At 72.5% G+C, this 24,833-nt stretch carries 26 protein-coding genes and 1 pseudogene; 13 read left to right on the top strand and 14 right to left on the bottom strand.

What is annotated here, in order from left to right; translation table 11 throughout:
• Positions 1-72: 72 nt before the first annotated feature.
• Both GA0070618_RS09080 and GA0070618_RS09075 read right to left on the bottom strand, forming a co-directional pair.
• Positions 73-1,287, bottom strand: coding sequence for an acyl-CoA dehydrogenase family protein (locus GA0070618_RS09080; protein WP_088981248.1), 1,215 nt, complete (start codon positions 1,285-1,287; stop codon positions 73-75).
• Position 1,288: 1 nt separating this feature from the next.
• Positions 1,289-1,741: an SCP2 sterol-binding domain-containing protein gene (locus GA0070618_RS09075; protein ID WP_088981247.1), complete on the bottom strand. Its 453-nt coding sequence runs from the start codon at positions 1,739-1,741 to the stop codon at positions 1,289-1,291.
• A 120-nt stretch (positions 1,742-1,861) separates the two neighbouring features.
• Here GA0070618_RS09075 and GA0070618_RS09070 point away from each other — a divergent pair, with 120 nt between their 5' ends.
• Both GA0070618_RS09070 and GA0070618_RS09065 read left to right on the top strand, forming a co-directional pair.
• Positions 1,862-2,500, top strand: coding sequence for a TetR/AcrR family transcriptional regulator (locus GA0070618_RS09070; protein WP_088981246.1), 639 nt, complete (start codon positions 1,862-1,864; stop codon positions 2,498-2,500).
• Between the two features lie 84 nt (positions 2,501-2,584).
• A complete protein-coding gene (locus GA0070618_RS09065) occupies positions 2,585-3,952 on the top strand; it encodes a HEAT repeat domain-containing protein (protein ID WP_088981245.1) in 1,368 nt (455 codons plus the stop codon).
• On the opposite strand, the gene GA0070618_RS09060 is transcribed toward GA0070618_RS09065, so the two are convergent.
• The 6 genes from GA0070618_RS09060 to GA0070618_RS09035 form a co-directional block, all read right to left on the bottom strand.
• Positions 3,911-5,209 carry an adenylosuccinate synthetase gene (locus GA0070618_RS09060; protein WP_088981244.1) on the bottom strand — a complete coding sequence of 433 codons (1,299 nt, stop codon included), beginning with the start codon at positions 5,207-5,209 and terminating at the stop codon, positions 3,911-3,913. The two genes, GA0070618_RS09065 and GA0070618_RS09060, sit on opposite strands and share 42 nt — an antisense overlap.
• The gene (locus tag GA0070618_RS09055; protein ID WP_088981243.1) at positions 5,206-6,216 is read right to left on the bottom strand and encodes a hypothetical protein; all 1,011 of its coding nucleotides are present in this window, start codon (positions 6,214-6,216) and stop codon (positions 5,206-5,208) included. Before GA0070618_RS09055 ends, GA0070618_RS09060 begins: the two co-directional genes overlap by 4 nt.
• A gap of 10 nt (positions 6,217-6,226) precedes the next feature.
• Positions 6,227-7,210: a serine/threonine protein kinase gene (locus GA0070618_RS09050; protein ID WP_088981242.1), complete on the bottom strand. Its 984-nt coding sequence runs from the start codon at positions 7,208-7,210 to the stop codon at positions 6,227-6,229.
• On the bottom strand, positions 7,207-7,959 hold the full coding sequence (locus GA0070618_RS09045; protein ID WP_088981241.1) for an NUDIX hydrolase: 753 nt from the start codon (positions 7,957-7,959) through the stop codon (positions 7,207-7,209). Before GA0070618_RS09045 ends, GA0070618_RS09050 begins: the two co-directional genes overlap by 4 nt.
• Before the next feature lie 90 nt (positions 7,960-8,049).
• The gene (locus tag GA0070618_RS09040; RefSeq protein WP_088981240.1) at positions 8,050-8,904 is read right to left on the bottom strand and encodes a MaoC/PaaZ C-terminal domain-containing protein; all 855 of its coding nucleotides are present in this window, start codon (positions 8,902-8,904) and stop codon (positions 8,050-8,052) included.
• The gene (locus GA0070618_RS09035) at positions 8,904-10,283 is read right to left on the bottom strand and encodes a 3-oxoacyl-ACP reductase (RefSeq protein ID WP_088981239.1); all 1,380 of its coding nucleotides are present in this window, start codon (positions 10,281-10,283) and stop codon (positions 8,904-8,906) included. Before GA0070618_RS09035 ends, GA0070618_RS09040 begins: the two co-directional genes overlap by 1 nt.
• Positions 10,284-10,338: 55 nt before the next feature.
• Between GA0070618_RS09035 and GA0070618_RS09030 the strand changes: the two genes are divergently transcribed.
• The 5 genes from GA0070618_RS09030 (at position 10,339) to GA0070618_RS09010 (ending at position 14,864) form a co-directional block, all read left to right on the top strand.
• Complete coding sequence (locus tag GA0070618_RS09030) at positions 10,339-11,631, top strand: acetyl-CoA C-acetyltransferase (protein WP_088981238.1); 1,293 nt, start codon at positions 10,339-10,341, stop codon at positions 11,629-11,631.
• Between the two features lie 137 nt (positions 11,632-11,768).
• Positions 11,769-12,632 (top strand): TNT domain-containing protein, encoded by an 864-nt coding sequence (locus tag GA0070618_RS09025; RefSeq protein ID WP_088981237.1) that lies wholly within the window; start codon positions 11,769-11,771, stop codon positions 12,630-12,632.
• A 31-nt stretch (positions 12,633-12,663) separates the two neighbouring features.
• Positions 12,664-12,912 (top strand): hypothetical protein, encoded by a 249-nt coding sequence (locus GA0070618_RS09020; RefSeq protein ID WP_088981236.1) that lies wholly within the window; start codon positions 12,664-12,666, stop codon positions 12,910-12,912.
• A 129-nt stretch (positions 12,913-13,041) separates the two neighbouring features.
• Entirely contained in the window at positions 13,042-13,560 is a 519-nt protein-coding gene (locus tag GA0070618_RS09015; protein WP_088981235.1) for a SigE family RNA polymerase sigma factor, read from the top strand.
• The gene (locus GA0070618_RS09010; RefSeq protein ID WP_088981234.1) at positions 13,557-14,864 is read left to right on the top strand and encodes a hypothetical protein; all 1,308 of its coding nucleotides are present in this window, start codon (positions 13,557-13,559) and stop codon (positions 14,862-14,864) included. The genes GA0070618_RS09015 and GA0070618_RS09010 overlap by 4 nt, the downstream gene beginning before the upstream one ends.
• A 197-nt stretch (positions 14,865-15,061) precedes the next feature.
• Here the strand turns inward: GA0070618_RS09010 and GA0070618_RS09005 are convergent, their stop codons facing one another.
• Complete coding sequence (locus GA0070618_RS09005; protein ID WP_088981233.1) at positions 15,062-15,928, bottom strand: AraC family transcriptional regulator; 867 nt, start codon at positions 15,926-15,928, stop codon at positions 15,062-15,064.
• Positions 15,929-16,223: 295 nt separating this feature from the next.
• Between GA0070618_RS09005 and GA0070618_RS33365 the strand changes: the two genes are divergently transcribed.
• The 3 genes from GA0070618_RS33365 to GA0070618_RS08990 are packed head-to-tail and all read left to right on the top strand — an operon-like array spanning position 16,224 to position 18,077.
• Positions 16,224-16,694, top strand: coding sequence for a GNAT family N-acetyltransferase (locus tag GA0070618_RS33365; RefSeq protein ID WP_157748924.1), 471 nt, complete (start codon positions 16,224-16,226; stop codon positions 16,692-16,694).
• Positions 16,695-16,744: 50 nt separating this feature from the next.
• Positions 16,745-17,290: a VOC family protein gene (locus tag GA0070618_RS08995; RefSeq protein ID WP_088981232.1), complete on the top strand. Its 546-nt coding sequence runs from the start codon at positions 16,745-16,747 to the stop codon at positions 17,288-17,290.
• Complete coding sequence (locus GA0070618_RS08990) at positions 17,274-18,077, top strand: MerR family transcriptional regulator (RefSeq protein WP_088981231.1); 804 nt, start codon at positions 17,274-17,276, stop codon at positions 18,075-18,077. The genes GA0070618_RS08995 and GA0070618_RS08990 overlap by 17 nt, the downstream gene beginning before the upstream one ends.
• 64 nt (positions 18,078-18,141) lie before the next feature.
• Here GA0070618_RS08990 and GA0070618_RS08985 read toward each other — a convergent pair whose 3' ends face one another.
• From GA0070618_RS08985 to GA0070618_RS08975, 3 genes are read right to left on the bottom strand one after another with little or no spacing between them, the layout of a single operon-like run.
• Complete coding sequence (locus GA0070618_RS08985) at positions 18,142-19,350, bottom strand: MAB_1171c family putative transporter (protein WP_197701736.1); 1,209 nt, start codon at positions 19,348-19,350, stop codon at positions 18,142-18,144.
• A gap of 3 nt (positions 19,351-19,353) precedes the next feature.
• The gene (locus GA0070618_RS08980; protein WP_197701735.1) at positions 19,354-19,872 is read right to left on the bottom strand and encodes a hypothetical protein; all 519 of its coding nucleotides are present in this window, start codon (positions 19,870-19,872) and stop codon (positions 19,354-19,356) included.
• The gene (locus GA0070618_RS08975) at positions 19,869-20,333 is read right to left on the bottom strand and encodes a helix-turn-helix domain-containing protein (RefSeq protein WP_088981230.1); all 465 of its coding nucleotides are present in this window, start codon (positions 20,331-20,333) and stop codon (positions 19,869-19,871) included. Before GA0070618_RS08975 ends, GA0070618_RS08980 begins: the two co-directional genes overlap by 4 nt.
• Before the next feature lie 384 nt (positions 20,334-20,717).
• Here GA0070618_RS08975 and purB point away from each other — a divergent pair, with 384 nt between their 5' ends.
• A complete protein-coding gene (gene purB, locus GA0070618_RS08970; protein WP_088981229.1) occupies positions 20,718-22,142 on the top strand; it encodes an adenylosuccinate lyase in 1,425 nt (474 codons plus the stop codon).
• Between the two features lie 10 nt (positions 22,143-22,152).
• On the opposite strand, the pseudogene GA0070618_RS08965 reads toward purB, so the two are convergent.
• Positions 22,153-22,675 (bottom strand): annotated as a pseudogene (locus tag GA0070618_RS08965) (YbjQ family protein).
• Between the two features lie 113 nt (positions 22,676-22,788).
• Positions 22,789-23,475, bottom strand: a complete 687-nt coding sequence (locus GA0070618_RS08960) for a S1 family peptidase (RefSeq protein ID WP_088981228.1) — start codon at positions 23,473-23,475, stop codon at positions 22,789-22,791.
• A 377-nt stretch (positions 23,476-23,852) separates the two neighbouring features.
• Between GA0070618_RS08960 and purS the strand changes: the two genes are divergently transcribed.
• Both purS and purQ read left to right on the top strand, forming a co-directional pair.
• Positions 23,853-24,116 carry a phosphoribosylformylglycinamidine synthase subunit PurS gene (purS, locus tag GA0070618_RS08955; RefSeq protein WP_088981227.1) on the top strand — a complete coding sequence of 88 codons (264 nt, stop codon included), beginning with the start codon at positions 23,853-23,855 and terminating at the stop codon, positions 24,114-24,116.
• Positions 24,113-24,796, top strand: a complete 684-nt coding sequence (gene purQ / locus GA0070618_RS08950; protein ID WP_088981226.1) for a phosphoribosylformylglycinamidine synthase subunit PurQ — start codon at positions 24,113-24,115, stop codon at positions 24,794-24,796. Before purS ends, purQ begins: the two co-directional genes overlap by 4 nt.
• Positions 24,797-24,833 lie beyond the last annotated feature (37 nt).

Below are 24,833 nucleotides of genomic sequence, written 5' to 3'. Positions count from 1 at the left end.
TTACCGGATTTTGATGAGCAGGGGTCCCCTGCTACCACCTGACAAACCGCCCCCGGACAGACGCCGAGGTGGTCAGCGCACCTGGATTCCGGAGATGGCGCGGGCGATCACCAGCCGCTGGATCTCCGACGTCCCCTCGAAGATGGTGTAGATCTTGGCGTCCCGGTACCAGCGTTCGACCGGATGGTCGCGGAGGAAACCCGCGCCGCCGAGCAACTGCACCGCCTTCTCGGTGACCGCGACGGCCACCTCGCCCGCCTTGAGCTTGGACATCGAGCCCTCTCCGGCGGCGAACGGCTTGTCGTTGCGTCCCATCCAGGAGGCCCGCCACACCAGCAGCCGGGCCGCGTCGATCTCCATCTTCATGTCGGCCAGCGCGAACGCGACCGCCTGGTTCTCGATGATCGGTCGGCCGAACTGGACCCGCGTCTTCGCGTACTCCAGGGCGTACTCGTAGGCGGCCCGGGCCACCCCGATCGCCTGCGCGCCGACGGTGGGACGGGACAGCTCGAAGGTACGCATCGCCGCCTGACCGGAGGCACGCTGGCCGGAGCGGGCCCGGTCGAGGCGTTCCCGCAGGGCCTCCCGCCCGCCGAGCAGGCAGCGGCCGGGTACACGTACCTCGTCGAGGAAGACGTCGGCGGTGTGCGACGCGCGCAGGCCCAGCTTGCGTAGCTTCCGGGTGGCGTGCAACCCCGGCGTGTCCGGCGGTACGACGAACGCGGCCTGCCCGCGCGAGCCCAGCTCGGGGGCGACCGATGCGGTGACCACGTGCACCCCGGCGATCCCGCCGTTGGTGGCGTACGCCTTCTGCCCGCGCAGCACCCACTCGTCGCGGGCCTCGTCGTAGGTCGCCCGGGTGCGCATCGCGCCGACGTCGGAGCCGGCCTCGGGTTCGCTGGAGCAGAACGCGGCGACGGCCGGGGACTCCGGGTCGCCGAAGCACTGGGGCACCCACTCGACGAGCTGGTCGGGGGTGCCGGAGCCGTAGATGGCGGCGACGGCCAGGGAGGTGCCGAAGATGCTCAGCCCGATGCCGGCGTCACCCCAGAAGAGTTCCTCGCTGGCGATCGGGAGGGAGAGGCCGGTGGGGTCGCCGAAGCAGGTGATGAGGAACTCGAAGCCGTAGAGGCCGACCTTCGCCGCCTCCTGGATGACCGGCCACGGGGTTTCCTCCCGCTCGTCCCACTCGGCTGCGGCCGGGCGCACGACCTCGGCGGCGAAGCCGTGCACCCAGTCGCGGAGATCCCGCTGTTCCTCGTTCAGGTCGAGCGAGAACTCGGACATGTCAGCCCTTGGGGATGTCGAACAGGTTCGGGATGTTGGCGGCCAGGCCCAGGTCGCCCTTGGCCTTCAGCTTGCCGGTCATGAACATCATGGCGGGGTTGGCCGCGCCCGCGACGATCTTGAGGAACTCGACCGGACCGAGGGTCAGGCTCAGCTTCGGCTCCCGCTCCGGGGTGGAGTTGACCGTGCAGGTGCCGTTCTCGATGACGACCTCGTAGGTGTCGGAGCCGCCGTCCGGCCGCCCGGTGATGTTCCAGTGCAGCACCGCGTTGGTGGAGCCGGCCTTCTCGGCGCGGAACAGCGACGGCATCCGGCTGAACACCTCGTCGAGAACCTTGCCCCGCAGATCGCCCGACATCACCTCGGCGATCTTCTTGTCCGGCGTGGACTTGACGAGCTTGGCGAACTCCTTGGGGCCGTACGAGGAGAAGGTGGCCGGATCGAAGTCAGTCATGGAAAACCTTCCGGACGTCGTGACGCCGTCGCGCCGAGCGGGTTCCGCGTCGGTTCGGGGCGCACGGGTAGATTTGCCTACTCTGGCGTAACCTTACGCACGAGTAGGTATGCTCGCAAGGTGTCCAGCCTTCCCGCGTTCCGTCGTCTCCCGCGGGCCGTCCGCGAGCAGCAGATGCTCGACGCGGCCGTCCGCGCCTTCTCCCGTCGGGGTTTCCACGCCGCCAGCATGGACGAGATCGCCGAGGATGCCGGCATCTCGAAGCCGATGGTCTACGCGTACCTCGGGACCAAGGAGGAGCTCTTCATCGCCTGCCTGCACCGGGAGGGCACCCGCATGGTGGAGGCCATCGCCGGGGCCGCCGCCCCCGACCTGCCGGCCGACGAGCGGCTCTGGCGGGGGCTGCGGGCGTTCTTCGGATTCGTCGGCGCGCACCGGGACGGCTGGGTCGTGCTCTACCGGCAGGCGCGGGGCGAGCAGCCGTTCGCCGGGGAACTGGCGGTGATGCGCAGCCGGATGGTCGAGGTGGTCGCCGGCATGCTCGACCACGCCCTGCGCGCGCAGGGCCGCGAGGTCCGCGAGACCGACCTGGAGGTGATCGCGTACGCCCTGGTCGGCGCGAGCGAGTCGCTGGCCGACTGGCTCGCCGACCACCCCGAGGCCGACCCGGCGAAGACCGCCACCCGGATGATGAACATCGCCTGGCTCGGCGCCGACCAACTGCTGCGCGGCGAGACCTGGCATCCGGCCACGGAGTGACGACGTCCCCCGGCGCGACGACGCGCTCCGGGCCGCCGGGAGTGGGCGGCCCGGCCTGTCGGTGGCGTGCGCGAGGATGGGCGGATGCTCGACCGGATCGACGACATCGACTGGCGGCGGCTCGGCCATGCCTACGGGTCGGCCGGGGACGTCCCCGACCAGCTTCGCGCACTGTGCTCACCGGACCCGACCGCGCGCGAAGGCGCCTTCGGTGACCTCTACAGCAACATCTTCCACCAGGGCAGCCGGTACGAAGCCAGCGCCTACGCGGTGCCGTTCCTGCTCGACATGGTCGCCGACCCGGCCACGCCGGACCGGGAGCTGGTGCTCTACCTGCTGACCTGCCTGGCGATGGGCTACGACGCGAGCTGGCTGCCGGACGGCTTCCCGGTGGCGGAGTACCGCCGGGTGTCCGAGGGCGGCCGGGAGCTGCTCGCCGCCAAGCCGCCCAGCTCGGCGGAGAAGGACGACCCCGAGGCGCTGTACCTGCGGGCGTTGGACAGGGACGACCAGAACCGGCTGTACGCCTACTACGAGCTGGCCACGTACGACGCGGTGCGGGCCGGGGTGCCGATGTTGCGTACCCTGCTCGCCCACCCCGACCCGGGACTGCGTGCCGGGGCGGCGTACGCGCTCGCCTGGTTCCCGGAGGAGGCGGACGGCAGCCTGCCGGCGTTGCGTGCGGCCGTCTCCGCGGCGTTGGCGGCCGACGACGGGATCACCGCGCAGGCGGCGGACGGTCCGGCGGTGGACAGCTCGGCGGGATCGGCGGCGGTGGACGGGCCGGCGGCGGTGGACGGCCCGACAACGGACGGCCCGACGACGGACGGCCCGGCGGGCGGGGCGACCGCCGGCCAGCCGGCGGGTGTTCGGGAGGCGGACGTGGCGGCGACCGCGCTGGTGGCCGCCGGGTTGCTCGGGTCCGCGCCGGACGCGGCGCTGCTGACCGACCCGCGTCCGGTGGTCCGTTGGGCAGCCGCCGTGGCACGGGCCCGGGTGCTCGGGCCGGACGCCGACGACGCGACCGTCGAGGAGCTGCTCGGCTGGACGACCGCCGCCCCGCGCGGTCGACGGCGGTCGGCCGAGGACGTCCCGGTGCCGTTCCTGGACGGCGACCTGGCCGGTTACGCCGCACTGGCGCTGCGGCAGGTCGGGCCCCGGCACGCCGACCGGGCGTTCGACGCGTTGCTCGACCGGCTGCCCGTCGTCGACGGCGTCGAGGCGCTGCCGGTGGCGACCGAAGCGCTCCGCCTGGCCTTCCCCGACGGTCCGCTGGTGGCCGGGACGCCGCCGGAGGCGCTGACCGGCCGGCAGCGGCGGCTGGCCGAGGTGCTGGCCACCTCGCCGCTGCCGTGGTCGGTCGACGGCCACCGGTTCGTGAACTTCTCGCTGCTGCTCGACGAGTACGGGCTACCCCGTAGCCACGACGAGATGGTCGCCTACCTCCGCTGACCCCCGCCACCCCGCCCCGAAAGGCGGGGCCGGCGAGGCCGGTCGCTTGTCCTCGGCGGTGGGGCCGTGCGAGGTGAGCACCACCGGGGCGGCCAACGCCTCCTCGACGGCCGGCACCCAGTCGGCCGGCGGGTCGTCGTAGACCGGCTGGGCGGACAGCAGGCGTTCGGTGAGCGCGGCCTGCCGGTCCAGGTCGCCGGGAGGACCGACCGGCAGCCGGTCCAGGGTGTCGTAGCGGTGGCAGATCCGCAGCCCCTGGTCGGCCAGGTCCAGGTGGGTGAGCGCCAGCCCGTCCACCCCGCCGGCCACCTCCAGGGCGTACCGGTGGGCGACCGCGTCGAAGTGGCCGAACCGGAAGCGGCCCTGCCACGGGTTGGTCGGGTTGCGCGGGTCGGTCAGCGGCAGCTCCCGGTCCTCGGTGACCAGCGGACCCGGCCCGTGCCGGGTGGTCACGGTACGCAGCACGCCCAGCCGCCGGGCGGTGCCGGCCAGCCCCGCCTCGGCGAGCAACTCCTCCGCGTTGGCGAAGGTGGTGGTGCTCCACGTCGTGTACGGGTGGAAGCCGTGCCACTCGTCCAGCAGCACCCCCTGCGCTCCCTCGAAGACGCAGGTGCCCGCCCGCAGCACCCCGGCCAGGTACGACCCGTCCACGATCGCCACCCGGGCGGCGAACCCGGTGAACGCGGGCAGGCAGTCCTCGACCGGCGGCGCGTCCAGCGGACCCAGTTCGGCGGTCAGCCGGTCGCGCAGCCGGGTCAGCCGGTCCCGCAGCAGTTCCGGGTGGCGGCAGTCGGCCACCCGGGGCGCCTCGTCGGGGTGGGCGAGACCGTACGCGACGGTCTCCCCCACCCCCAGCCCGCAGGAGCCGTGCCGGTCGGCTCCCCGGGCCAGTTCCCGGGCCCGGTTGGCGGCCCGGTGGTACGGCGTGGCGAGCAGCGCCTCACCGTCGACGGTGAGCCGGTCGAGGGCGTCGGGCACCCCGACCGAGGTGAGGTGGTCGGCCTCGGCGGCCAGGGCCAACGGGTCCACCACCACGTGCCGGGACAGGTGGGTCCGCACGCCGGGGCGGAACGTACCCGCCCCGAGCTGCGCGAACGTGTGCTGCCGGCCGTCGGCGAGCACGACGTTGTGCGCCGCCTGCGCGCCCCCGTTGAACCGGACCACCGTGTGCACCGGCCGGGTCGCGCAGAGCCAGTCCACGACGGTGCCCTTGCCGGCGTCGCCGTAGCCGAGGTCGACCACCACCATGTGGTTCACAGCCGGGTGACCCCTCCGGTCGAGCCGCCGCGCGGGGCCGGCAGGGTCGATCCGCCACGCGGGGCGGGCAGCGTCGAGGTGGCCGGGGGCAGCGCCGACACCACCGTGCGCCGGCCGCCGCCGAGCCGGGCCAGCGCCTTCGACACCGTGCCGGTGGCCGTTGACCCGTGCTGGTTCAGGTCCCGCAGGCCCTCGTCCAGGTCGATGGCCTCCTCGCCGAGCCCGACGGTGAGCGCGATGGTCTCGCAGACCGCGTCCAGGTCGTCCAGCTCGATGGCGTTCTGTCCGAGCAGGTCGCGCCAGAAGTCGAGCACCTTCCGGTTGCCGGAGTAGTGGCTGCCGGCCGGGAGGAGGTAGTACGTGTCCCAGCGCCGGGTCACCTCGTCGACGACCTGCCGCAGCGGCACGTCCTCGCCCAGGCCGTCGCCGATCAGGCGGGCCACCTCGCGCTGCTTGACCTTCCCGTAGGCCAGCTCGTCGCCGATGATGAAGAGGTAGCCGCGGCGGCCCCGCTTCTCCCAGGAGTCGGTGACCGTGTGCCGGGCCATGAAGTACATGGCCAGCTCGTACGACTCCATCATCTGGCCGCCACCGCCGCCCTCCAGCACGATCTTGCCGAGGTCGTCGTCCATCCGGTTGTCCGACTCGAACTGCCCGACCTGCAACGGCACCCGGTCGCAGGTGGCGTCGCCGATCGCGCCGAACATGACCTGCGGGTCGCGGGCGTAGCCCTGGCGCAGCAGCAGCCCGAGCAACTGCGGCAGCTTGGCCTGGAGGGTGCGCGGCACGTGCCCCATCGAGCCGGTCACGTCGAAGAGCACCGTGATGGGGGTCGACTGCGGGTGCTCGGCCGAGTCGCGGCTCTCCCGGGTCGCGCCGCGCGGGTCGAGGTCGGGGTGCACGGTCCGGGCCCCGCTGTCGCTGTAGGAGAAGGCGCTCTTCCCGGTGGCCTTGCGGTAGCGGTCGGCGGCGTCGTACACGTTGGTGGACCAGATTCCACTGCCCATGGCAGCCTCCCTAGGGGTTGAGGGTGAAGGGCCGGAAGGTGCGCGGCCCGTAGAGCCGCTCCAGCACCTCGTCGAGTTCGCCGAGCAGTCGCCAGGCGTCGTCGGGTCGGGCGTTCAGCGCCGGCAGGTGGCAGCCGTCGGCGAAGGCGCGCAGCTCGCGCGGGGCACGGTCGCCCATCAGCCAGGTCATGCAGCGGGCGGCCATCGCCAGGTCGGTGCCCGGCCCGCAGGGCCGCTTCGCGGTGACCTCGGCCGGATACCAGTCCTCGTGACCGGGCACCATCGCCGGAAGCGTGCCGTCGCCAACCACCGCGAAGCACCAGTCGACCAGCACCACGCCGTGCGCGTCCGGCTCGATCAGCACGTGCCGGGGAAGCACCGCGCCGTGGACCACGCCGGCCCGGTGGGCCAGGCCGAGAGCGACCAGCAGCCGCCGCCACATCCAGGCCGCGTCCCGGCCGTCCAGCCCGTCCGGGTACGCCCGGCGCACCTCGTCCAGGCTGTGCAGGTTCGGTACGGCGGCCAGCACGTTGACCCGCCGCTCGGCACCGGTGGCCGCGTCCCGGTGCCGGAACGAGTCGACCAGCCGGGGCACGTACGGCAGATGGCGCGGGTCGCCCCGCTCCTCGATGGTGCGCAGCGCGTGTGCCTCGCGGGCCATGAGGTCGTTGTCGCCGGGCTGACGGGGCAGCTTGAGCAGCCGGTCCGCCCCGACGTCGTAGAGGTCGGCCAGGTCGCCGGCGTACGCCAGCCGGCCGAGCCGGTAGTCGCCGAGCAGGATTCCCGGGCCGTGGGTCGTCGCCCGCCAGCGGGTGGTGACCTCGACGAACGCCTCGGTGGCGGCGGCGCGAACCCGGTCGTCGGCCCGGCCGAGCCGGTCGGGGTGCAGGGCCGCGACCAGTTGCCGGTACCGCTGGGCCGGCGCGTCGACGCCGAACAGGTCGTCGTCGGTGCGGGCCGCCGCGACCAGGCTGATCGCCTCCTCCGTCCTCACCGGATCTCCTCCTCCCGGGCGGGGCGCAGCAGCGCCGGGTGGAGCAGCCGGGCGTCGCCGGCCCGGTAGAGCTTCGCGCGGGGGCCGCCCCGGACCCCGCCGCGCTCGGTGGTCGCGCCGGTGCTCTCCACGAAGCCCGGCACGGAGAGCACCTTGCGGTGGAAGTTGCCGGCGTGCAGCGGGTGCCCCCAGACCGTCTCGTAGACGCCGCGCAGCTCGCTGATGGTGAACTCGGCGTCGAGGAAGCGGGTGGCCAGTGGGGTGTACTCCAGTTTGGCGCGGGCCCGCTCCAACCCCTCGTCGATGATCCGGGCGTGGTCGAAGGCGAGCTGCCGGTTGCCGAGCGCGTCCACCGGCAGCCAGGCCGCCTCGGCGGCGTCGCTGGCGGCGACCGGGTCGGGCAGGTCGGGGGCGAACGCCAGGTGGGCGACGGAGACGATCCGCATCCGGGGGTCGCGGCCCGGGTCGCCGTAGCTGCCGAGTTGTTCGAGGTGGACGCGGCGCATCCGCTCGTCGCCGAGGCCGGTCTCCTCGGCCAGTTCCCGGCGCGCGCCGGTGGCCAGGTCCTCGTCGGGTTGGACGAAACCGCCGGGCAGCGCCCAGTGCCCCGCGTACGGCGGTTGACCGCGCTGGACCAGCAGCAGGTGCAGCGCGCCCTCGCGGATGGTCAACGCGACCACGTCCACGGTGACCGCGACCGCCGGATACGCCGAGGGGTCGTACCTCGCCAGGAACTCCTGCTCGTCCACGCGCCCATCTCTCTCACTTTGAGAACAACTCGATCTGAGAACAACTTAGCGCAGGCGGCGACTTCCGTCCACCCCCGACCAGGCGGGACCTCAGGTGAGCTGGCCCACCAGGTGGGGGCGGCCGGTGCGGGCGTCGTTCAGGGCGAAGCCCCCGTCGGGTGTGGCGCTGAAGACGACCGTCGAGGGCAGCGCAACCGGCAACTTGAACGCCACCTCCACCGTGTACGCCGTCGGCAGGCGGGGTGCCAGCGCGGCCAGGCACCGGGCCTTGCTCCACATGCCGTGCGCGATCGGACGCGGGTAGCCGAGCAGCCGCGCGCCCAGCCGCGAGGTGTGGATGGGGTTGTGGTCACCGGAGACCCGGGCGTAGTCCCGACCCACCCGCGGGTCCACCCGCCACCGTGTCGGCCCGATCGGCGCGGGCGACCACTCGCCCTGCTTCCGCTGGCCGCCGGTCGCCGACCGCTCCCGTCCGAGGTACGTCGACACGCCCCGCCAGACCTCCTCGCCGTCGACCGAGGCGACCAGCACCACGTCGAGCTGCCGGCCGCGTGCATGTGGACGCAGGTTCTCCGCGTACGTGGTGAAGTCCAGGGCCTCGCCCGCGTCGACCGGCCGGCGCACGGTGATCCGGTTGCCCACGTGCACCACGCCGGCCAGCGGGATCGGGAAGTCCGGGGCGCTGATCAGCCGCAACGCCAACGGGAACCCCAGGACGTGCGGGTACGTCCCGGGCAGCGCGTCGGTCAGCCGGAAGCCGCAGACCCGGTCGTAGTCCGCCAGGTGCGCCCGGTCCACGGTGACGCCCCGGACGGTCAGGGCGGTGTCCGGCAGCTCACCGGAGCGCCGGCCGCCGCCCACCCCGGGCAGCGAGCCGAGCACCGCCCGCCGGTAGAGCGGCCCGGAGGCCGGCAGTCGGGGCAGCTCGATCTCCCGCCGGTCCATCACGCCCCCAACAGGCTCTGGCCGCAGACCCGGACCACGTTGCCGCTGACCGCGCCGGAGGCGGGCCAGGCCAGCCAGCCGATGGTCTCCGCGACGTCCGCCGGCAGGCCGCCCTGGGACATGCTGTTCATCCGGCGGCCCGCCTCACGCAGCGCCAGCGGGATCCGGGCGGTCAACCGGGTCTCGATGAACCCGGGGGCCACCGCGTTGACGCTGATGCCCCGCTCGGCCAGCGCCGGGGCGAGCGAGTCGACCAGCCCGATCACGCCGGCCTTGCTGGTGGCGTAGTTGGTCTGGCCCCGGTTGCCGGCGATCCCGGCGATCGACGACACGGAGACGATCCGGCCGCCGCGCGGGATCAGCTCCCGTTCCAGCAGCACGTCGTTGATCCGCTCCTGGCTGGAGAGGTTGACGTCGATCACCTGGTCCCACCGGTCGGCGTTCATCCGGGCGAGGGTCTTGTCCCGGGTGATGCCGGCGTTGTGCACGACCACGTCCACCCGGCCGTGCCGGGCGGTGAGGTGGTCGGCGAGGCGGGTGGCGGCGTTCGGCGCGGTCAGGTCGAGCTGCACGGCGCTGCCGCCGATCTCGTTGGCCACGGCGGCCAGCTCGTCCCCGGCCTCGGGGATGTCCAGCACCACCACCTGCGCGCCGTCGCGGGCGAGCACCCGGGCCAGGGCCGCGCCGATGCCCCGCGCCGCCCCGGTGACCAGGACGACCTGCCCGTCCAGCGGGCGGTCCCAGTCGGCCGGTGCGGTGGCCGGGCCGGTGCCGACCCGGATCACCTGCCCGGAGACGTACGCCGAGCGGCCGGAGAGCAGGAACCGGAGGGTCGCCTCCAGGCTGGTCTCCGTGCCGGCGTCCCCGTCGGCGGTGACGTACACGAGCTGGGCGGTGACGCCCCGGCCGAACTCCTTGCCGATGCTGCGGGTCAGCCCTTCCAGGGCCCGCTGGGCGGTCGCCTCACGTGGGGTGGCGCACTGCTCGGGCGGGGTGCCGAGCACCACCACCCGACCGCTGGCGTGCAGCGACCGGGCGTACGGGTGGAAGAAGTCGTAGAGCTGCCGCAGGCCGGTGGAGTCGGTGATGCCGGTGGCGTCGTACACCAGGGCGCCGAAGCGGGTGTCCGCGTCGGCGGCGGCCACGTCGCCCCCGACGGCCGAATCGACGGTGGCCGGCTCGACCCCGGCGGCGCGGAGGATCCGGCCGACCGGCTCGGCGAGTCGGCCCCCGGTCGCGGCGCCCAGCAGGGCGGGGCCGGGCAGCAGCGGGTCGCCGGGACGGTGCCGGCGCAGGCGGGGCGGGTCGGGCAGCCCGAGGCGCTTGACCAGCGCGCGACCGGCCCCCGATCGGACGAAGCTCGCGTACCTGTCGGTCATAGGCGTAGCCTACTGGCGAGTAGGGTTGGGGCAAGTGTTTCGAGGAGGCGGGATCGTGCAGAGCATCCGACGGGTCGCGGTGATCGGCGGGAACCGGATCCCCTTCGCCCGGTCCAACTCGCGGTACGCGAACGCGTCCAACGCCGACATGCTCGGCGCGGCGCTGGACGGGCTGGTCGCCCGGTTCGGCCTGGCCGGGCAGCGGCTCGGCGAGGTGGTCGCCGGGGCGGTGCTCAAGCACTCCCGGGACTTCAACCTGACCCGCGAGGTGGTGCTCGGCTCGAAGCTCGACCCGCACACCCCCGCGTACGACATCCAGCAGGCCTGCGGCACCGGGCTGGAAGCCGCCATCCTGGTCGCCAACAAGATCGCCCTCGGACAGATCGACGCCGGTGTGGCCGGAGGTGTGGACACCACCTCGGACGCCCCGCTCGCCGTCAACGAGGACATGCGGCGCACCCTGCTGCAACTCAACTCCGCCCGCACCCTCGGCCAGCGACTGAGGATCGCCGCGAAGCTCCGCCCGCACCAGCCCTTCAAGCCGGAGATCCCGCGTAACGCGGAACCGCGCACCGGGCTGTCGATGGGGGAGCACGCCGCCCGCACGGCGCTGCGCTGGAGCGTGGACCGGCAGGCCCAGGACGAGTTGGCGCTCCGCTCGCACCAGCGGCTCGCCGCCGCGTACGACCGGGGGTTCTTCGACGACCTGGTCACGCCGTACCTGGGGCTGACCCGCGACCAGAACCTCCGCCCGGACACCAGCCTGGAGAAGCTCGGTGGCCTGAAGCCGGTCTTCGGCACCAGGGGTCCGGACGCCGGGCTGGCCACCATGACCGCCGGGAACTCCTCCCCGCTCACCGACGGCGCGTCCACCGTGCTGCTGGCCAGCGAGGAGTGGGCGCGCGAGCGGAGCCTGCCGGTGCTCGCCTGGTTCACCTGGTCCGAGACGGCGGCGGTGGACTTCGTGCACGGTGACGAGGGGTTGCTGATGGCCCCGGCGTACGCGGTGCCCCGGATGCTCGCCCGCGCCGGGCTCACGTTGCAGGACTTCGACTACTACGAGATCCACGAGGCGTTCGCCTCGCAGGTGCTGGCCACGCTCGCCGCCTGGGAGTCGCCGGAGTTCTGCAAGGAGCGCCTCGGTCTGGACGCGCCGCTCGGCGCGATCGACCGGGAGAAGCTCAACGTCAACGGCTCGTCGCTGGCGGCCGGGCACCCGTTCGCCGCGACCGGCGGCCGGATCGTCGCCACCCTGGCGAAGCTGCTCGCCGAGCAGGGCGGTGGCCGGGGGCTGATCTCGATCTGCGCGGCCGGCGGTCAGGGCGTCACGGCGATCCTGGAGCGCTGACCCCGCGAGGAGATTCGGACAAAAAGCGAGATGCGCGCATGTTCCTCCTTTCAGGTGTGAAAGGTATAACTACTCATATTCACGTGCAAACCTCCTGAAGATGAGGGTCTCTGACCCATCGTCTTCAGGAGGTTTCCATGGCGGTCGACCGTCGTCGACTACTGGCGCTACTGGCCGGTGTCGCCTTCGTCCTGCTCCCCCTGCCCGCCCAGCCGGTGGGCGCGGTCACCGGGCAACCGCTCACCGCACCCGTCACGCCGACACCCACGCCCAGCGTCGGGCAGAGTCCGACGCCCTCGCCCCCGGGTGCTCAGGCCGGCGGTCAGCAGCCCGGCTCACGCGGCGGCCAGCAGCCGGACAGCCGGGCAGCCACCTCGCCATGCCGCCCGGGTACGCCCCCGAACGCGCCGCCGACCACCGCGTACGATAACAACCAGCTCCTCGGCCCGGCCCAGGCGCTGACCGCCGACCCGGTCGGGCCGCTGCTCGGCGACTACAGGCGTTTCGGCGCGCTCACCCAGCAGGAGTTCCTCGACCAGTACACGAACGCGGCGCAGAAGGCGTACGTGTACCCGCCGGCGGGCGGATTCGTCGTCGGGTCGGACGGCAGCCCGGTCAAGACGGCGCAGACCCTGCTCCCCGGCTACCGGCTCGACCGGTTCGGCTTTCCCGGCGGCGCCTACCTCGCACCGCTCGGCACGCCGTTCGGCTCCCGGTCGCTGCCACCCGCCAACCTGAGCACCCCGGCGACCGCGCCCCTGGCCAACTACCACGTCTACTGTGTGCTCAAGCCGTTCACCGTCGACTCCGGGCCGGTCGCGCCCTGGTTCGCCCAGCCCGGCATGGGCACCCAGTTCAAGCTGGAGCAGCGGTACCTGCCCGAGGCCGGCGGGCAGCTCAGCATCACCTGGCTGATCGAGAACGGTTACCTGGTGGAGGAGGACCTCACCACCAGGCCGCACGGGCAGTGCGGGGCCACGGCCGGTGCCACCATCTGCTGAGCGGTGGTGGATCGAGGACAGGAGGCGGCGGGTGGACCGGCACGAGTTGCGTAACGTCCTGCTGCACACCGGGCTCTCCCCGGAGGCCTTCGAACTGGAGGACGTCCACGAGCACGTGCCGCTCCCGCCGGACTTCTGGTTCCTGCGCCGGGCACCCGATGGCCGGTGGGAGATCGGCCTCTACGAGCGCGGCGTCCACGACGTCCGGGAGACCCACGACACCGAGGACGCCGCCTGCCGGGCCCTCCACCATGCCCTGACCGGCCGCCCCGCCCCGTGAAACCAGATCGCACCGTGGATCGTGGTGGCGAACGGCCTCCCAGCGGGCCGTTCGCCACCACGATCGAGGCAACCCCGGGGGCCGTGCCCTCCGTCCCCTGGACATGACGGTAAACACGGGTTCCGCGCGGTGAGGCGCGCGGACGAGGAGGAGTACCGGCAGTTCGTGGCCGCCCGGCTGGAGCCGCTGCGCCGGACGGCGTACCTGCTCTGCCGGGACTGGCACACCGCCGACGACCTGGTCTCGATCACCATTGGCAAGCTCTACCGGCACTGGCGTCGGGTCCGCGCGGTGGAGAACGTCGACGCGTACGTGCGCGGCATGCTGACCAACGCCTGGCTGGACGAGCGCCGACGGCCGTGGCGACGCGAACGCAGCGTCGACGAACTCCCCGACGAGGTGGACCTGCACCCGGCCGAACCCACCCTCGCCGACCGGGAGATGCTGCTCGACCTGCTCGGCCAGCTCCCCGCCCGGCGTAGGGCGGTGGTCGTCCTGCGCTTCTACTGCGACATGTCCGTCGAGGAGACCGCCGGGATCCTCGGCATCAGCAACGGCACGGTGAAAAGCCAGGCCGCGCGCGGCCTCGACGCGCTGCGCGCCCTCGCCACCAACCCGGCCGGACGCCCCAGGGAGGAGTGGGCATGAGCTACCGACAGGCACTGGACGAGGCGATCGGACACTCGCCGGTCTCGACGGTCGACGTCGACCGGATCATCTTCAGGCAGCGGCGGGCCAGGAGGCTGCGGATGTGGGGAGCCGGCGGAGCCGGAGCGGCGGCCGTCCTGGCGGTGACCCTCGCGGCGGGCCTGCTGGGGGGGCCGCAGCCGTCGCCCGCCCCACCAGCCGTACCGCCCTCCCCGTCGGTCCTGCCGATCCCCTCACACCCCCCGGCTCCGAGGATCACCACCGTGGCCGGCGCCGAGGCGGACTGGCAGCGCCTGGAGGCCGCCGTCGAGGCGTCCCTCAAGCGGACCGCGCCAAGCATCAGATGGCCGGACTCCACCGCCCCCGGTCTGGACCGGCCGGGTTGGCAGTCGGGCAGCCGGGGTGGCTGGACCACCGTGGACCGGTTCTCGGTCAATGGTGAGATCGTCGCCGACGGCAAGCGCGGTGACCTGCTCCTCGTGGTCAAGCGGCAGGGACTGGTGGGCTTCCACTCGTCCCGCTGCGAGCGTATGTCGAAGATGACAATCGACTGCGTGGAGGCGGCCGGCCCGGACGGCTCGCGGATCAGGACCAGCATCATGGACATGGGAAGCCGGTTCACCCCGCCACTCACTGTGGAACTGCTGCGGGCCGACAACTCGGCGGTGACCCTGACGTTGAGGGGCCACACGCCGCCGGGGCCACTCCCGCTCACCGTCGAACAACTGATAACCATCGCCACCGATCCGACGCTGAACCTCGGCCCGCTGCCGCCCGGCGTCGAGGTGCCGGTGCAGACGTTGCCGCCGAGCGCCCCGGCCGACCCGGCACAGCAGGAACGGCTCGACAAGGCGGTCATCGCCGCGCTGCGCGCCCAGATCCCCGACGTCACGTCGAGCGCCGCCCTGGAGGAGGCGTGGACGGGCTCCGGCGGCGACAACGACAGCGACAACTACTGGGGGCAGGCCCCGATCACGAACGGGAAGACCCGCCCGGCGCTCTTCTCCGTCCAGATCTGGCGCAAGTCCCCGAGCTCCGGCAGCCTCACCTGCGGCAGGCCATCCGGGTCCTACAGCTGTCGAAAAGGCGAGGGGCCGAATGGCGAGCAGTACCGGATCGTCACCACCATCAGCGGAAAGGGCAACACCCGTACCGGCGAGCGGTCGATCGACGTGCGCCGCAAGGACGGCTCCTGGCTGAACGTCAACCACGCCAGCGGCGGTACCGGACCGACCTTCGCGCTGACCGAACAGCAGCAACTGGCCATCGCGCTCTCCTCGACCCTCACCCTCGCACCCCAGTAGCGACGAACTCCGGTGGCGGCCGGTCTCCGACGAGGCCGGCCACCACCAGTGGTCAGCGGCTGCGGGGCACCGGGCTTTCCACTCCGTCGATCATGAAGTTGTGGCGCCCGATCGCCGGCATCTACGGGTGTTCGGCAGGTGCCGCGAGTCCATGACCGACACGGTGATGAGTGTGGGTCAGGTGTTTGCGGGGACGGTCACGTGGGCTCTACGGGGAGCCACAGCTCGCAGGTCGCGGTGCTGAAGTCCTCGGCCCGTTCGAGCACGGCCACGATCGACGGCCCCGGCCGCAGCCGCCAGCGGTTCGAGGGGAACCACTCGGTGGCGGTCGCGGCCCAGGTCTGCTGGAGCGTGCTCGGGTACGGCCCGGAGCTACGGAAGACCGCCCACGTGCCGGGCGGGACCTCGATGGCGTCCAGCCCGTCCGGCGCCGGGGTGTCGCCGCTGATCGCGACCCCGTGCAGGTAGGTCAGCTCGGTGCCTTCGGCGGCGTCGGCGTCGAGGTCGTCGCTGACCGCGAGGATCCCGGCCGGCTCGGTGTTGCTCATGGCCTTCAGCCGCAGGTGCTCCTCCTGCGGGAACGAGGTGACGTGCCGCTGGATGTGCGGGTTGACGCCCTCGTAGATCAACGGGACCCGGGCGGCGTGTCCGACGAGCCGGAACGCGGGGCGGTCGACGATTCGGGTGTCCATGGGAGTGCTCCCTTCGACGGTCAGGCGGAACCTGAGCTGCGGTTGTGTGCGAAGGGGGCCTCCGTCGCGGCGTACCTCGCTGGGACCGGCACCGTGCACCGCCCGGAACGCCCGCCCGAACGCCTCGGTCGAGCCGTACCCGTGTCGGACCGCGATGGACAGCAGGTCGTCGTCGCTGACGACGTCAGCCGCGGCGACGGTCATGCGGCGTCGGCGTACGTACTCCGAGAGCGGCATGCCGGCCAGCGAGGAGAACATCCGGCGTAGGTGGTACTCGGTCGTGCCGAGCTTCCTGGCCAACCCGTCGAGGTCGAGCTCCTCGGTGAGGTGCTTCTCCACGTGGTCGACCAACCGGTTGAGTGCCGAGATCAAGAGGACCTCCCTTCCGGTGTCAACTCTGGGCTTCGACGCCTGCTCCGCGCCCGATCGCTGCGGTCCGATCCGATCATCCGCTGATCATCCGGGCCGGGTGGCGCGCTCGACCGTTGTCGAAACGTCGGCAATTCGGTTCTCGTCGAGGTCCGCCGTCGTTACGCTGGCACGCCTACCCGGCGGTGGCCGGACCCGTTGTGTCCGGCGTTCCCGCGACCGGACGCGTCCGCGCCGATGCCGAGCGCTGGTCCGTCGTCGCCGGAGCCACCATCGGCTACGGGGGAGGGGACGGCGCGTGGAGCTGGTGCGGTTCGACGGGGCGTACGCCGGGACGGTGGCCGGGTGGGCCGCGTCGGTCGAGGAGACCCGGTGGTGGTGTTCCCGGGACGAGGTCACCCCGGAGACGGTCGCCGGCTGGGTGGCACAGCCGGACACCGAGGCGTACGGGCTGATGGCCGCCGGTGAGCTGGTCGCGTTCGGCGAGCTGTGGGTGGAGGAGGACGAGGCCGAGGCGGAACTGGCCCGGCTGATCGTCGCGCCGGGGCACCGGGGTCGTGGCCTGGGGCGTCGGTTCGTCTCCCTGCTGACCCGGGAGGCGCTGCGCCGGAAGCCGGCGGTGTGCCTGCGGGTGAACCCCGCCAACACCCGCGCACTGCGCTGCTACGCCGCCGTCGGGTTCCGGGCGGTGCCGCAGGAGCGGGCCGACGAGTGGAACCGGGACCAGCCGGAGGCGTACGTCTGGCTCTGTCACGAACCGGCAGCCTGACCACGGAACCGGCTTGACCCTCACGGTGCGTGAGGCCGGAGGGTGGACACATGAGCGACTACTACGACGCTTTCGAGATCAGTCCCGTGCCCGATCCCGGCCCGGACGCGGTCGCGCCGGAGCCGTTCCGGGGCATCTACGGCATGCCGGCCTTCGCGACGATCCCCACGAGCGATCTGGCGGCGTCGGTGGACTTCTGGATTCGTGGACTCGGGTTCATCGAGCTGTTCCGCATCCCCGGCACGCTCGTGCACCTGCGGCGCTGGGCGTTCCAGGACGTACTCCTCGTCTCGGCGGCGAGCGCGCCGGCGCAGGCACCGGCGATGAGCGTCAGTTTCGCCTGTGTGCTCAACCAGGTCGACCCCCTTGTCGAAGCCTGTCGTGCGTTGAGCCCGAACTCGGTCGACGGCCCACGGGACACGCCTTGGAACACCCGCGACGTGGAGGTGATCACGCCCGAGAACGCACGGATCGTCTTCACCGCGGCGAAGCCCTTCGACCCGGCCAGCCAGGAGGCGCGGAACCTTGAAGCCATCGGGATCACCCCACCGGGCGTCCGCCGTGGCGACAATGAGGAGCATGCCGGACGCCACTGACGCCGACGGCCTGACCGTCGGTCAGGTCGCGACGCGTCTCGGCGTGACGGTCCGCGCGTTGCACCACTGGGACGACATCGGTCTGGCGCGACCGTCGCTGCGCACGGCTGGCGGATACCGGCTCTACACCGCTGGCGACCTGGAACGCCTGCACCGCATCGTCGTGTACCGGGAGATCGGCCTCGGCCTGGACAGGATCCAGGCCATCCTGGACGACTCGACCGCGGACGTGACCGGCGCGTTGCGTGCGCAGCGCGCGCAGATCGCCCAACGGATCGACCGCCTCCAGCAGCTCGGCGCCGGACTGGATCGGATGATCGCCGCCCACGAGCGCGGGCTGCTGCTCACCGTCGAACAGCAGGCCGCGATCTTCGGCTCCGAGTGGAACCCGGACTGGCCCGCCCAGGCCCGTCAGCGCTACGGGGACACGACGCAGTGGCAGCAGTACGCCGAACGCTCAGCCTCCCGCAGCTCGGAGGAGTGGCAGGCCATCGCCGGGGCCGTCACCGACCTCGACCGCGCCCTGGCGGACGCGATGGACGCCGGTGTCACCCCGGGCAGCCCGGAGGCGAACCGACTCGTCGAGCGGCACCGTGAGGTGTTCGCGTCGTACTTCCCCCTCAGCAGGCAGATGCAGGTCTGTCTCGCCCGCATGTACGAGACCGACCCGGCCTTCGCCGCCCACTACGACGGCATCCGCGTCGGCCTCGCCACGTGGTTCCGGCAGAGCGTCGACGCCAGCGCACGCGCCCACGGCATCGACCCCGACACCGCCACCTGGCAGTAGCGTCCGGGCTGAGGTGGTTGCAGGGGACCCCTGCTCGGCAAAATGCGGTAACAGGGGTCCCCTGCTACCACCCACCCCCACCCCCGGCCGCGTCCTCGGCGGTCTCCCGGACGGCGGCACCGACCAGGGGTGAGGTGGCGAACGCGCGGGCGACCCGGGCGAGCTGTTCGACCTCGCGTACCTCGTCGAGGGCCGGATCGGGCGGGCCGGGCAGCTCCGGGCGGCGCGGACGGACGTCGGCGCGCATCGCGGCCAGCGCGGCCCGCAGCTTCGCGGCCTCCACCACGGCGGCCAGGTCGTCGCCGCCGAGCCCGCCGGCCTCCGCGTGCCGGCGGGCCCGGTCCCCGACGGCTTCGCTGAGGTACGGCCGCAGCACCAGCCGGGCGTCGTAGATCTCGATCACCCGGCGGTGCAGCCGGTCGGCCGGCCGCCACCAGCGCCGATCGTGGGCGAGGCGCACGGCCGGAACGGCGGCGCAGAGCGCGGACCAGAGCGGGCGCAACTGTCGGAGCAGCCGGATCCGGTGGGCGGTGCCGGGCACGGCGGCGAGTCGGGGACCCCAGGCGGGCATGGTGAGCCCGCCGATGACCAGCAGCGCGCCGGTGCTGGCGGTGATCGGGACGAGCCGCTCCAACCTGGGCAGGTCGTCCCAGCAGATGGCGGCGACCACGTCGCGCACGCGGGCCAGGGTGTACACCAGCCCGACGGCGGCGCCGACCGCCGTGGTGCGCAATCCCCGGCGCAGCCAGCCGGGGCCGACCAGCCGGGCGTACGGCCAGCAGATCCGGATGATGTCGACCAGTCCCGCCGAGAAGGCGGCGAGATACATCAGCAGGTAGGCGGCGAGCTGGGGCCGGTGGGCGTAGGTGGCCACGAAGTCGGTGCTGTGGGTGTCGGTCGGGCCGACGCCGCCGAACAGCACCACGAGCACCAGGACGACCACGGCCAGGGCGACCAGCCGGTAGCGGCTGTGCCGGCCGGCCCGCTCGGGCGGGTTGGTCCACCAGAGCAGCAGGACCTGGATGCTGGTGGAGAAGCCGACCACGCAGAGGTGGGCGATGAGCGCGGCGATGTTGTCGACGCCGACGGCCCGGTCGGCGAACGCCCAGACGGCCGGCGTGGAGACGGTGAAGGTCAGTGCCAACAGGGCGAACGTGCCGGTGACCGCGTGGCGGGCCGGGTTGCCGGTGCCGTCACGCAGGGTGGTGGTCAGCCGTACGCCGGCCGCCGTCCAGGCCAGGACGGCCAGCCCGGGGTAGAGGAGGGCGTGCACGCCTCACGGCCCGCCGAGGGACTGCCGGATCCGGTCGACGACGGCCGCCGTCGACGGGTCCGCGTCGACCGTCGGCGTGGCCTTCCGGCGGGCGGTGTGCCGGCGGAGCAGTCCGGCGATGACCTCAGCTTCCCACTCGGCCCGTTCGTCGTAGCCGGGCACCCGGCCGAGCACCGAGGTGACCATGTCGGGGTCGAGGGTCGGCATGAGCAGGCGGGTCAGGTCGCTGGCGTCGACCGGTCGGGCGGCGTGCCCGGCGAGCAGGTGGCCCAGCTCGTGGGCGACGATGTGCCGCTGGTGCAGTGGGCTGGTCTGGTTGTCGTACGCCACGTAGTGGCTCTGCGGTGTGGAGATCACGATGCCGCAGGGCGCGTCGGTGGGCAGGGGCAGGGGGAGGAGCTGGATCGGCCGGTCGAGGTGTTCGGCCACCGCGCCGCAGAGCGCCGCGCTGTCCGCCGTCGCCGGGATCCGGATACCGCTGGTGAGGCGCGTCAACCGTCGTTTGGCACGCCACCCGGTCATGACCGTCCGACCTCCGTCGACCCGGTCTCCCGCCCGGCCAGCCCCTCCAGTTCCAGACAGCGGTCCACCATCTGCTGGATGACCTGCTGACTCGCCGGGGAGAGCCCCTTGTGCTGGAGGACGGTACGCAGGGACACGTGCTGCACCTGGAGTTTGCGCAGCGCGTCCAGCGTGCGGAGGTCGGCGATGGTGTGCCGGGCCTGCTCGTCGTCGAAGAAGTAGGCCGGACTCACTCCGAAGAACTGCGCCAACGCTTCTATGTGCTCTTTGGTGGGGTTCGTCCGACGGCCTGTACGTAATTGCCAGATATATACGTCGGAAATGGACCCGCCGGCCGCCCGAATTGCGCCCGCCGCGTCCTTGTTGCTGTGCGGGGCCTCCCGGCCGGCCGGTCGGATCGTCTCGAAGAGCAGGTTGAGCCGGTCCGCGAACGACGTGCCACCCTCGGCTGTGCTGCTCACGGCGTCACCTCCACCATCGGGGGAAGCTGGGATTAATTGATGTTCACACGCCATTAACGTCAGTTGACGTCCTTGACGCATCCATCGTAGGCTCATCGATGTTGGCGCGTGGGCGGGACCTAGTCGCCATCTCATTCCGGTATCGCGTCCGGGGGGACAAGCGTCGATCCGGTAATGCAGAGGCCGGCATCCACGGGGGGAGATGCCGGCCTCTGCCACGCACCTTAGCGACGCGCCCCGGTCGGTGCAACGGGTGGCGGGAGATCCGTGACCGTCGTTGACTCCGCAGGCCCGCCCGGGCCTGTTCCGATCCCGTCCGGGGTGCGGCCGGACGGGGTCTGACCTGGGTGGGGCGTCGCGGCGGGCGTACCGGAGAATGGCCGGGTGACGACGATCCCGAACGTGCTCGCCAACCGTTACGCCTCACCCGAGCTGGTCGCCCTCTGGTCCCCGGAGGAGAAGGTCCGCCTGGAACGGCGGCTCTGGCTCGCCGTGCTCCGGGCGCAGCGCGACCTCGGGGTGGCGGTGCCGGACGGGGTCGTCGAGGCGTACGAGCGGGTGCTGCCCGAGGTCGACCTGACCTCGATCGCGGCCCGCGAGCGGGTCACCCGGCACGACGTGAAGGCCCGGATCGAGGAGTTCAACGCCCTCGCCGGGCACGAGCACGTGCACAAGGGGATGACCTCGCGGGACCTCACCGAGAACGTCGAGCAGCTCCAGGTCCGCCGCTCGCTGGAGCTGGTCCGGGACCGGGTGGTGGCCGCGCTGGCCCGGCTGGCCTGGCTCGCCCACGAGCACTCCGGCCTGGTGGTGACCGGGCGGTCGCACAACGTCGCCGCGCAGGCCACCACGCTGGGCAAGCGCTTCGCGTCGGCCGCCGAGGAACTGATCATCGCGTACGAGCGGCTGGTGGACCTGATCGACTGGTACCCGCTGCGGGGGATCAAGGGGCCGGTCGGCACCGCCGCCGACCAGCTCGACCTCTTCGACGGCGACGCGGAGAAGGTCGCCGAGCTGGAGCGGCGGGTCGCCGAGCACCTCGGGTTCAGCCGGGTGCTGGACAGCGTCGGGCAGGTCTACCCACGCTCGATCGACGTCGCGGTGCTCGCCGCGCTCTCCCAGGTGGCCGCGGCTCCCTCCTCGCTGGCCACCACGATCCGGCTGATGGTCGGTCAGGAGTTGGTCACCGAGGGCTTCAAGCCGGGTCAGGTCGGTTCCAGCGCGATGCCGCACAAGATGAACACCCGGTCCAGCGAGCGGGTCAACGGCTTCGCGGTGATCATCCGGGGTTACCTGTCGATGGTCGGCGAGCTCGCCGGCGACCAGTGGAACGAGGGGGACGTCTCCTGTTCGGTGGTGCGCCGGGTGGCCCTGCCGGACGCCTTCTTCGCCGCCGACGGGCTGTTCCAGACCTTCCTCACCGTGCTCGACGAGTTCGGGGCGTACCCGGCGGTGATCGAGCGGGAGCTGGAGCGCTTCCTGCCGTTCCTGGCGACCACGAAGATCCTGGTGGCGGCGGTGCGCCGCGGCGTGGGCCGGGAGGTGGCACACGAGGCGATCAAGGAGCACGCGGTCGCCGTGGCCCTGGCCATGCGGGAGCGGGGCGTGGCCGGGAACGACCTGTTCGACCGGCTGGCCGCCGATTCCCGGCTCGGCCTCACCCGGGCCGAGATCGACACCCTGGTCGCCGACCGGGGCGCCTTCGTCGGGGCCGCCGCGGCCCAGGTCGCCTCGGTCACCGCCCGGATCACGAAGATCGTCACCCAGCACCCCGAGGCCGCCGCCTACTCCCCGCCCCCCATCCTCTGACCCGTCCCGGTCAGGAGCGCGGGGTGGGGGTCTCGGCGGCGGTGGAGAGGTTCGGGGCGCTCGCCGGCTCGGCGATGCCGCCGGGAGCCTCGGCGATCCCCGCCTCGTGGGCGGTGTCCGCCGCGACGACCGGCTGGTCCGGGGGCATGGTCGCGGGCGCCCGGGGTACGACGACCACGGCCGTCCCGTAGGCGCACACCTCCATCCACATCTCGCCGCAGTCCCGGCTGTCGAACCGCATCCCCAGCACGGCGTTGGCGCCGAGGCGGCGGGCCTCCTCGCCGAGCCGGGTCACCGAGTCGGTACGCCAGCGGGTGAGGTTGTCCGAGGCCATCGGGTCGTACGCGCCGCCGCGCAGGTTCTTCACGCCCTCGCGGTAGGGGTTCCGGGTCCTGGCCATCGATGACACCACTTCGCCGAGGACCTGGCGGATCTCGTAGCCGGGCAGCGTATCCGTCGTCACGACCAGCACGTCATCGATGCTGGCATCCGCCCCGGCGGGCGGTTCGCGAGCCGTGTTCACCTCGCCGCATGCTGCGAAACGGCGCGGCGCGGACGGCCGGCACGAGCCGGACCGTCCGCGCCGAGTCGGCACGTCGGGTCAGAAGGCGGTCAGCGGGGTCGCATCCCGCCTCGACCGGGCAGGTCAGACGCCGGAGACCGAGGTGATCCAGGCCCGGTTGTACGCGACGCTGCCGTAGTTCTGGATGGTGCGGCCGTCGGCGGTGGAGGCCACGCCGACCTGGAGGCCGTTGTAGAACTGCGGGCCGCCCGAGTCGCCCCGCCACGCGTTGCCGTTGATCCGGCTGCTCCGGATCGCCTGGCCGCCGTACGCGTCGGTGGTGAGGCCGGTCACCTGCACGGTGGCGGTCTTCAGCTGGCTGGAGGCGGAGCAGCCGCTGTAGCAGGTCATGCCCCAGCCGTAGATGGTGTTGGTCGAGCCGACCGGCGGGTTGCTGCTGGCCAGCGAGACGTACGAGGTGCTCACCGGGCTCGACAGGCGCATCAGCGCGAGGTCGTAGCGGCTGTAGGTGGCGCTGACGGTGCGGGTGGTGCCGCCGGAGGCGTAGTAGACGCTGCCGATCCGGACCGACATCGTGCCGCCGACGCAGTGCCGGGCGGTCAGCACCCACTCGGAGGAGATCACGCTGCCGGAGCAGGTGAACGAGCCGTTGCTGAACACCGCGGCGGCCCACGGCGCGGAGGAGACGTAGCCGCCTCCGATGATGTACGGGGTGACCGGGGCCGGCTCGGAGGCTGCGGCGGGCGCGCCGAGACCGATCATGCCGACGAAGGCGGCGCTGAGGGCGGCGACGAGGGAGCGGATTCGCATGGCGGGGGGACTCCTTCACGGGGTTTACCGGGAACCGGGTCGGGAGAGCCGTCGACGGGGTCGGTGGATCCGCCGGACGGCCGGACTGCCATCGATATCTGTCGACGTACAGTAGGGGTTCGCCGCGTTCGCCGACAAGAGCTGCATCGATACTGATCGCTACATATCAGATTGCCCGAGTGCCCTCCGGCGGGTCGACGCGACACGACCGGCGCGGTCCGCCCGGTGCTGGCCGTCGCCGGTTGCGCTCGGTAATGTGGATCACTGCGCGGGCTGTCGCCGGCCGGTGCGTCCGGACCGCTATCTGCCAGGTAGGCTGGCTGCGCTCGCCCCTTTGTGGGTCGGCACCCAACTGCGTACACAGTCAGGAGTGCCCAGTGCCTCGCGTCGTCGTCGACGTCATGCTCAAGCCCGAGATTCTCGATCCGCAGGGCCAGGCCGTCGCAAACGCGCTGCCGCGGCTCGGCGTCAGTGACGTCGCCTCCGTCCGGATCGGCCGGCGTGTCGAGATCGAGTTCACCGGTGAACCGGACCTGGACCGGGCTCGGGAGATCGCCGACAAGCTGCTCGCCAACCCGGTCATCGAGGACTTCACCGTCCGCCTCGTCGAGGCCGACGACGCTGTGGAAGCGCGGCCGTGACCGCCCGCATCGGCGTGGTCACCTTCCCCGGTTCGCTCGACGACGGGGACGCCGCCCGCGCCGTCCGGATCGCCGGGGGTGAGCCGGTCCGGCTCTGGCACGGCGACGCCGCCCTGCACGGCGTCGACGCCGTGGTGCTGCCCGGCGGTTTCTCCTACGGCGACTACCTGCGCTGCGGGGCGATCGCCCGGTTCGCCCCGGTGATGGAGACGATCGTCGACGCCGCCCGGGGCGGGCTGCCTGTCCTGGGCATCTGCAACGGCTTCCAGATCCTCTGCGAGGCGCACCTGCTGCCGGGTGCGCTCACCCGCAACCAGCACCTGCACTTCCGTAACCGGGACCAGCTCCTGCGGGTCGAGGCGACCGGCACCGCCTGGACGAACACGTACCAGCCCGGCCAGGAGATCCTGATCCCGGTCAAGAACGGCGAGGGCTGCTACGTCGCCGACACCGCGACCCTGGACCGGCTGGAGGGTGAGGGCCAGGTCGTCGCCCGCTACCTCGGTGGCAACCCGAACGCGTCGCAGCGGGACATCGCCGCGATCACCAACTCCGCCGGCAACGTGGTCGGCATCATGCCGCACCCGGAGCACGCGGTGGAGGCGCTCACCGGCCCGTCCCTGGACGGCCTCGGCTTCTTCACCTCGGTCCTCAAGCACCTGGTGGGAGCGCCGGCGTGAGCCAGCCCCACCGGAACAACGGTCGGCTCAGCCACCC

Origin of the sequence: Micromonospora echinospora, from assembly GCF_900091495.1 — a bacterium.
Classification (GTDB): domain Bacteria; phylum Actinomycetota; class Actinomycetes; order Mycobacteriales; family Micromonosporaceae; genus Micromonospora; species Micromonospora echinospora.
The sequence above is the reverse complement of the archived record's forward strand: the minus strand, read 5'-3'. Positions and strand labels throughout refer to the sequence as shown.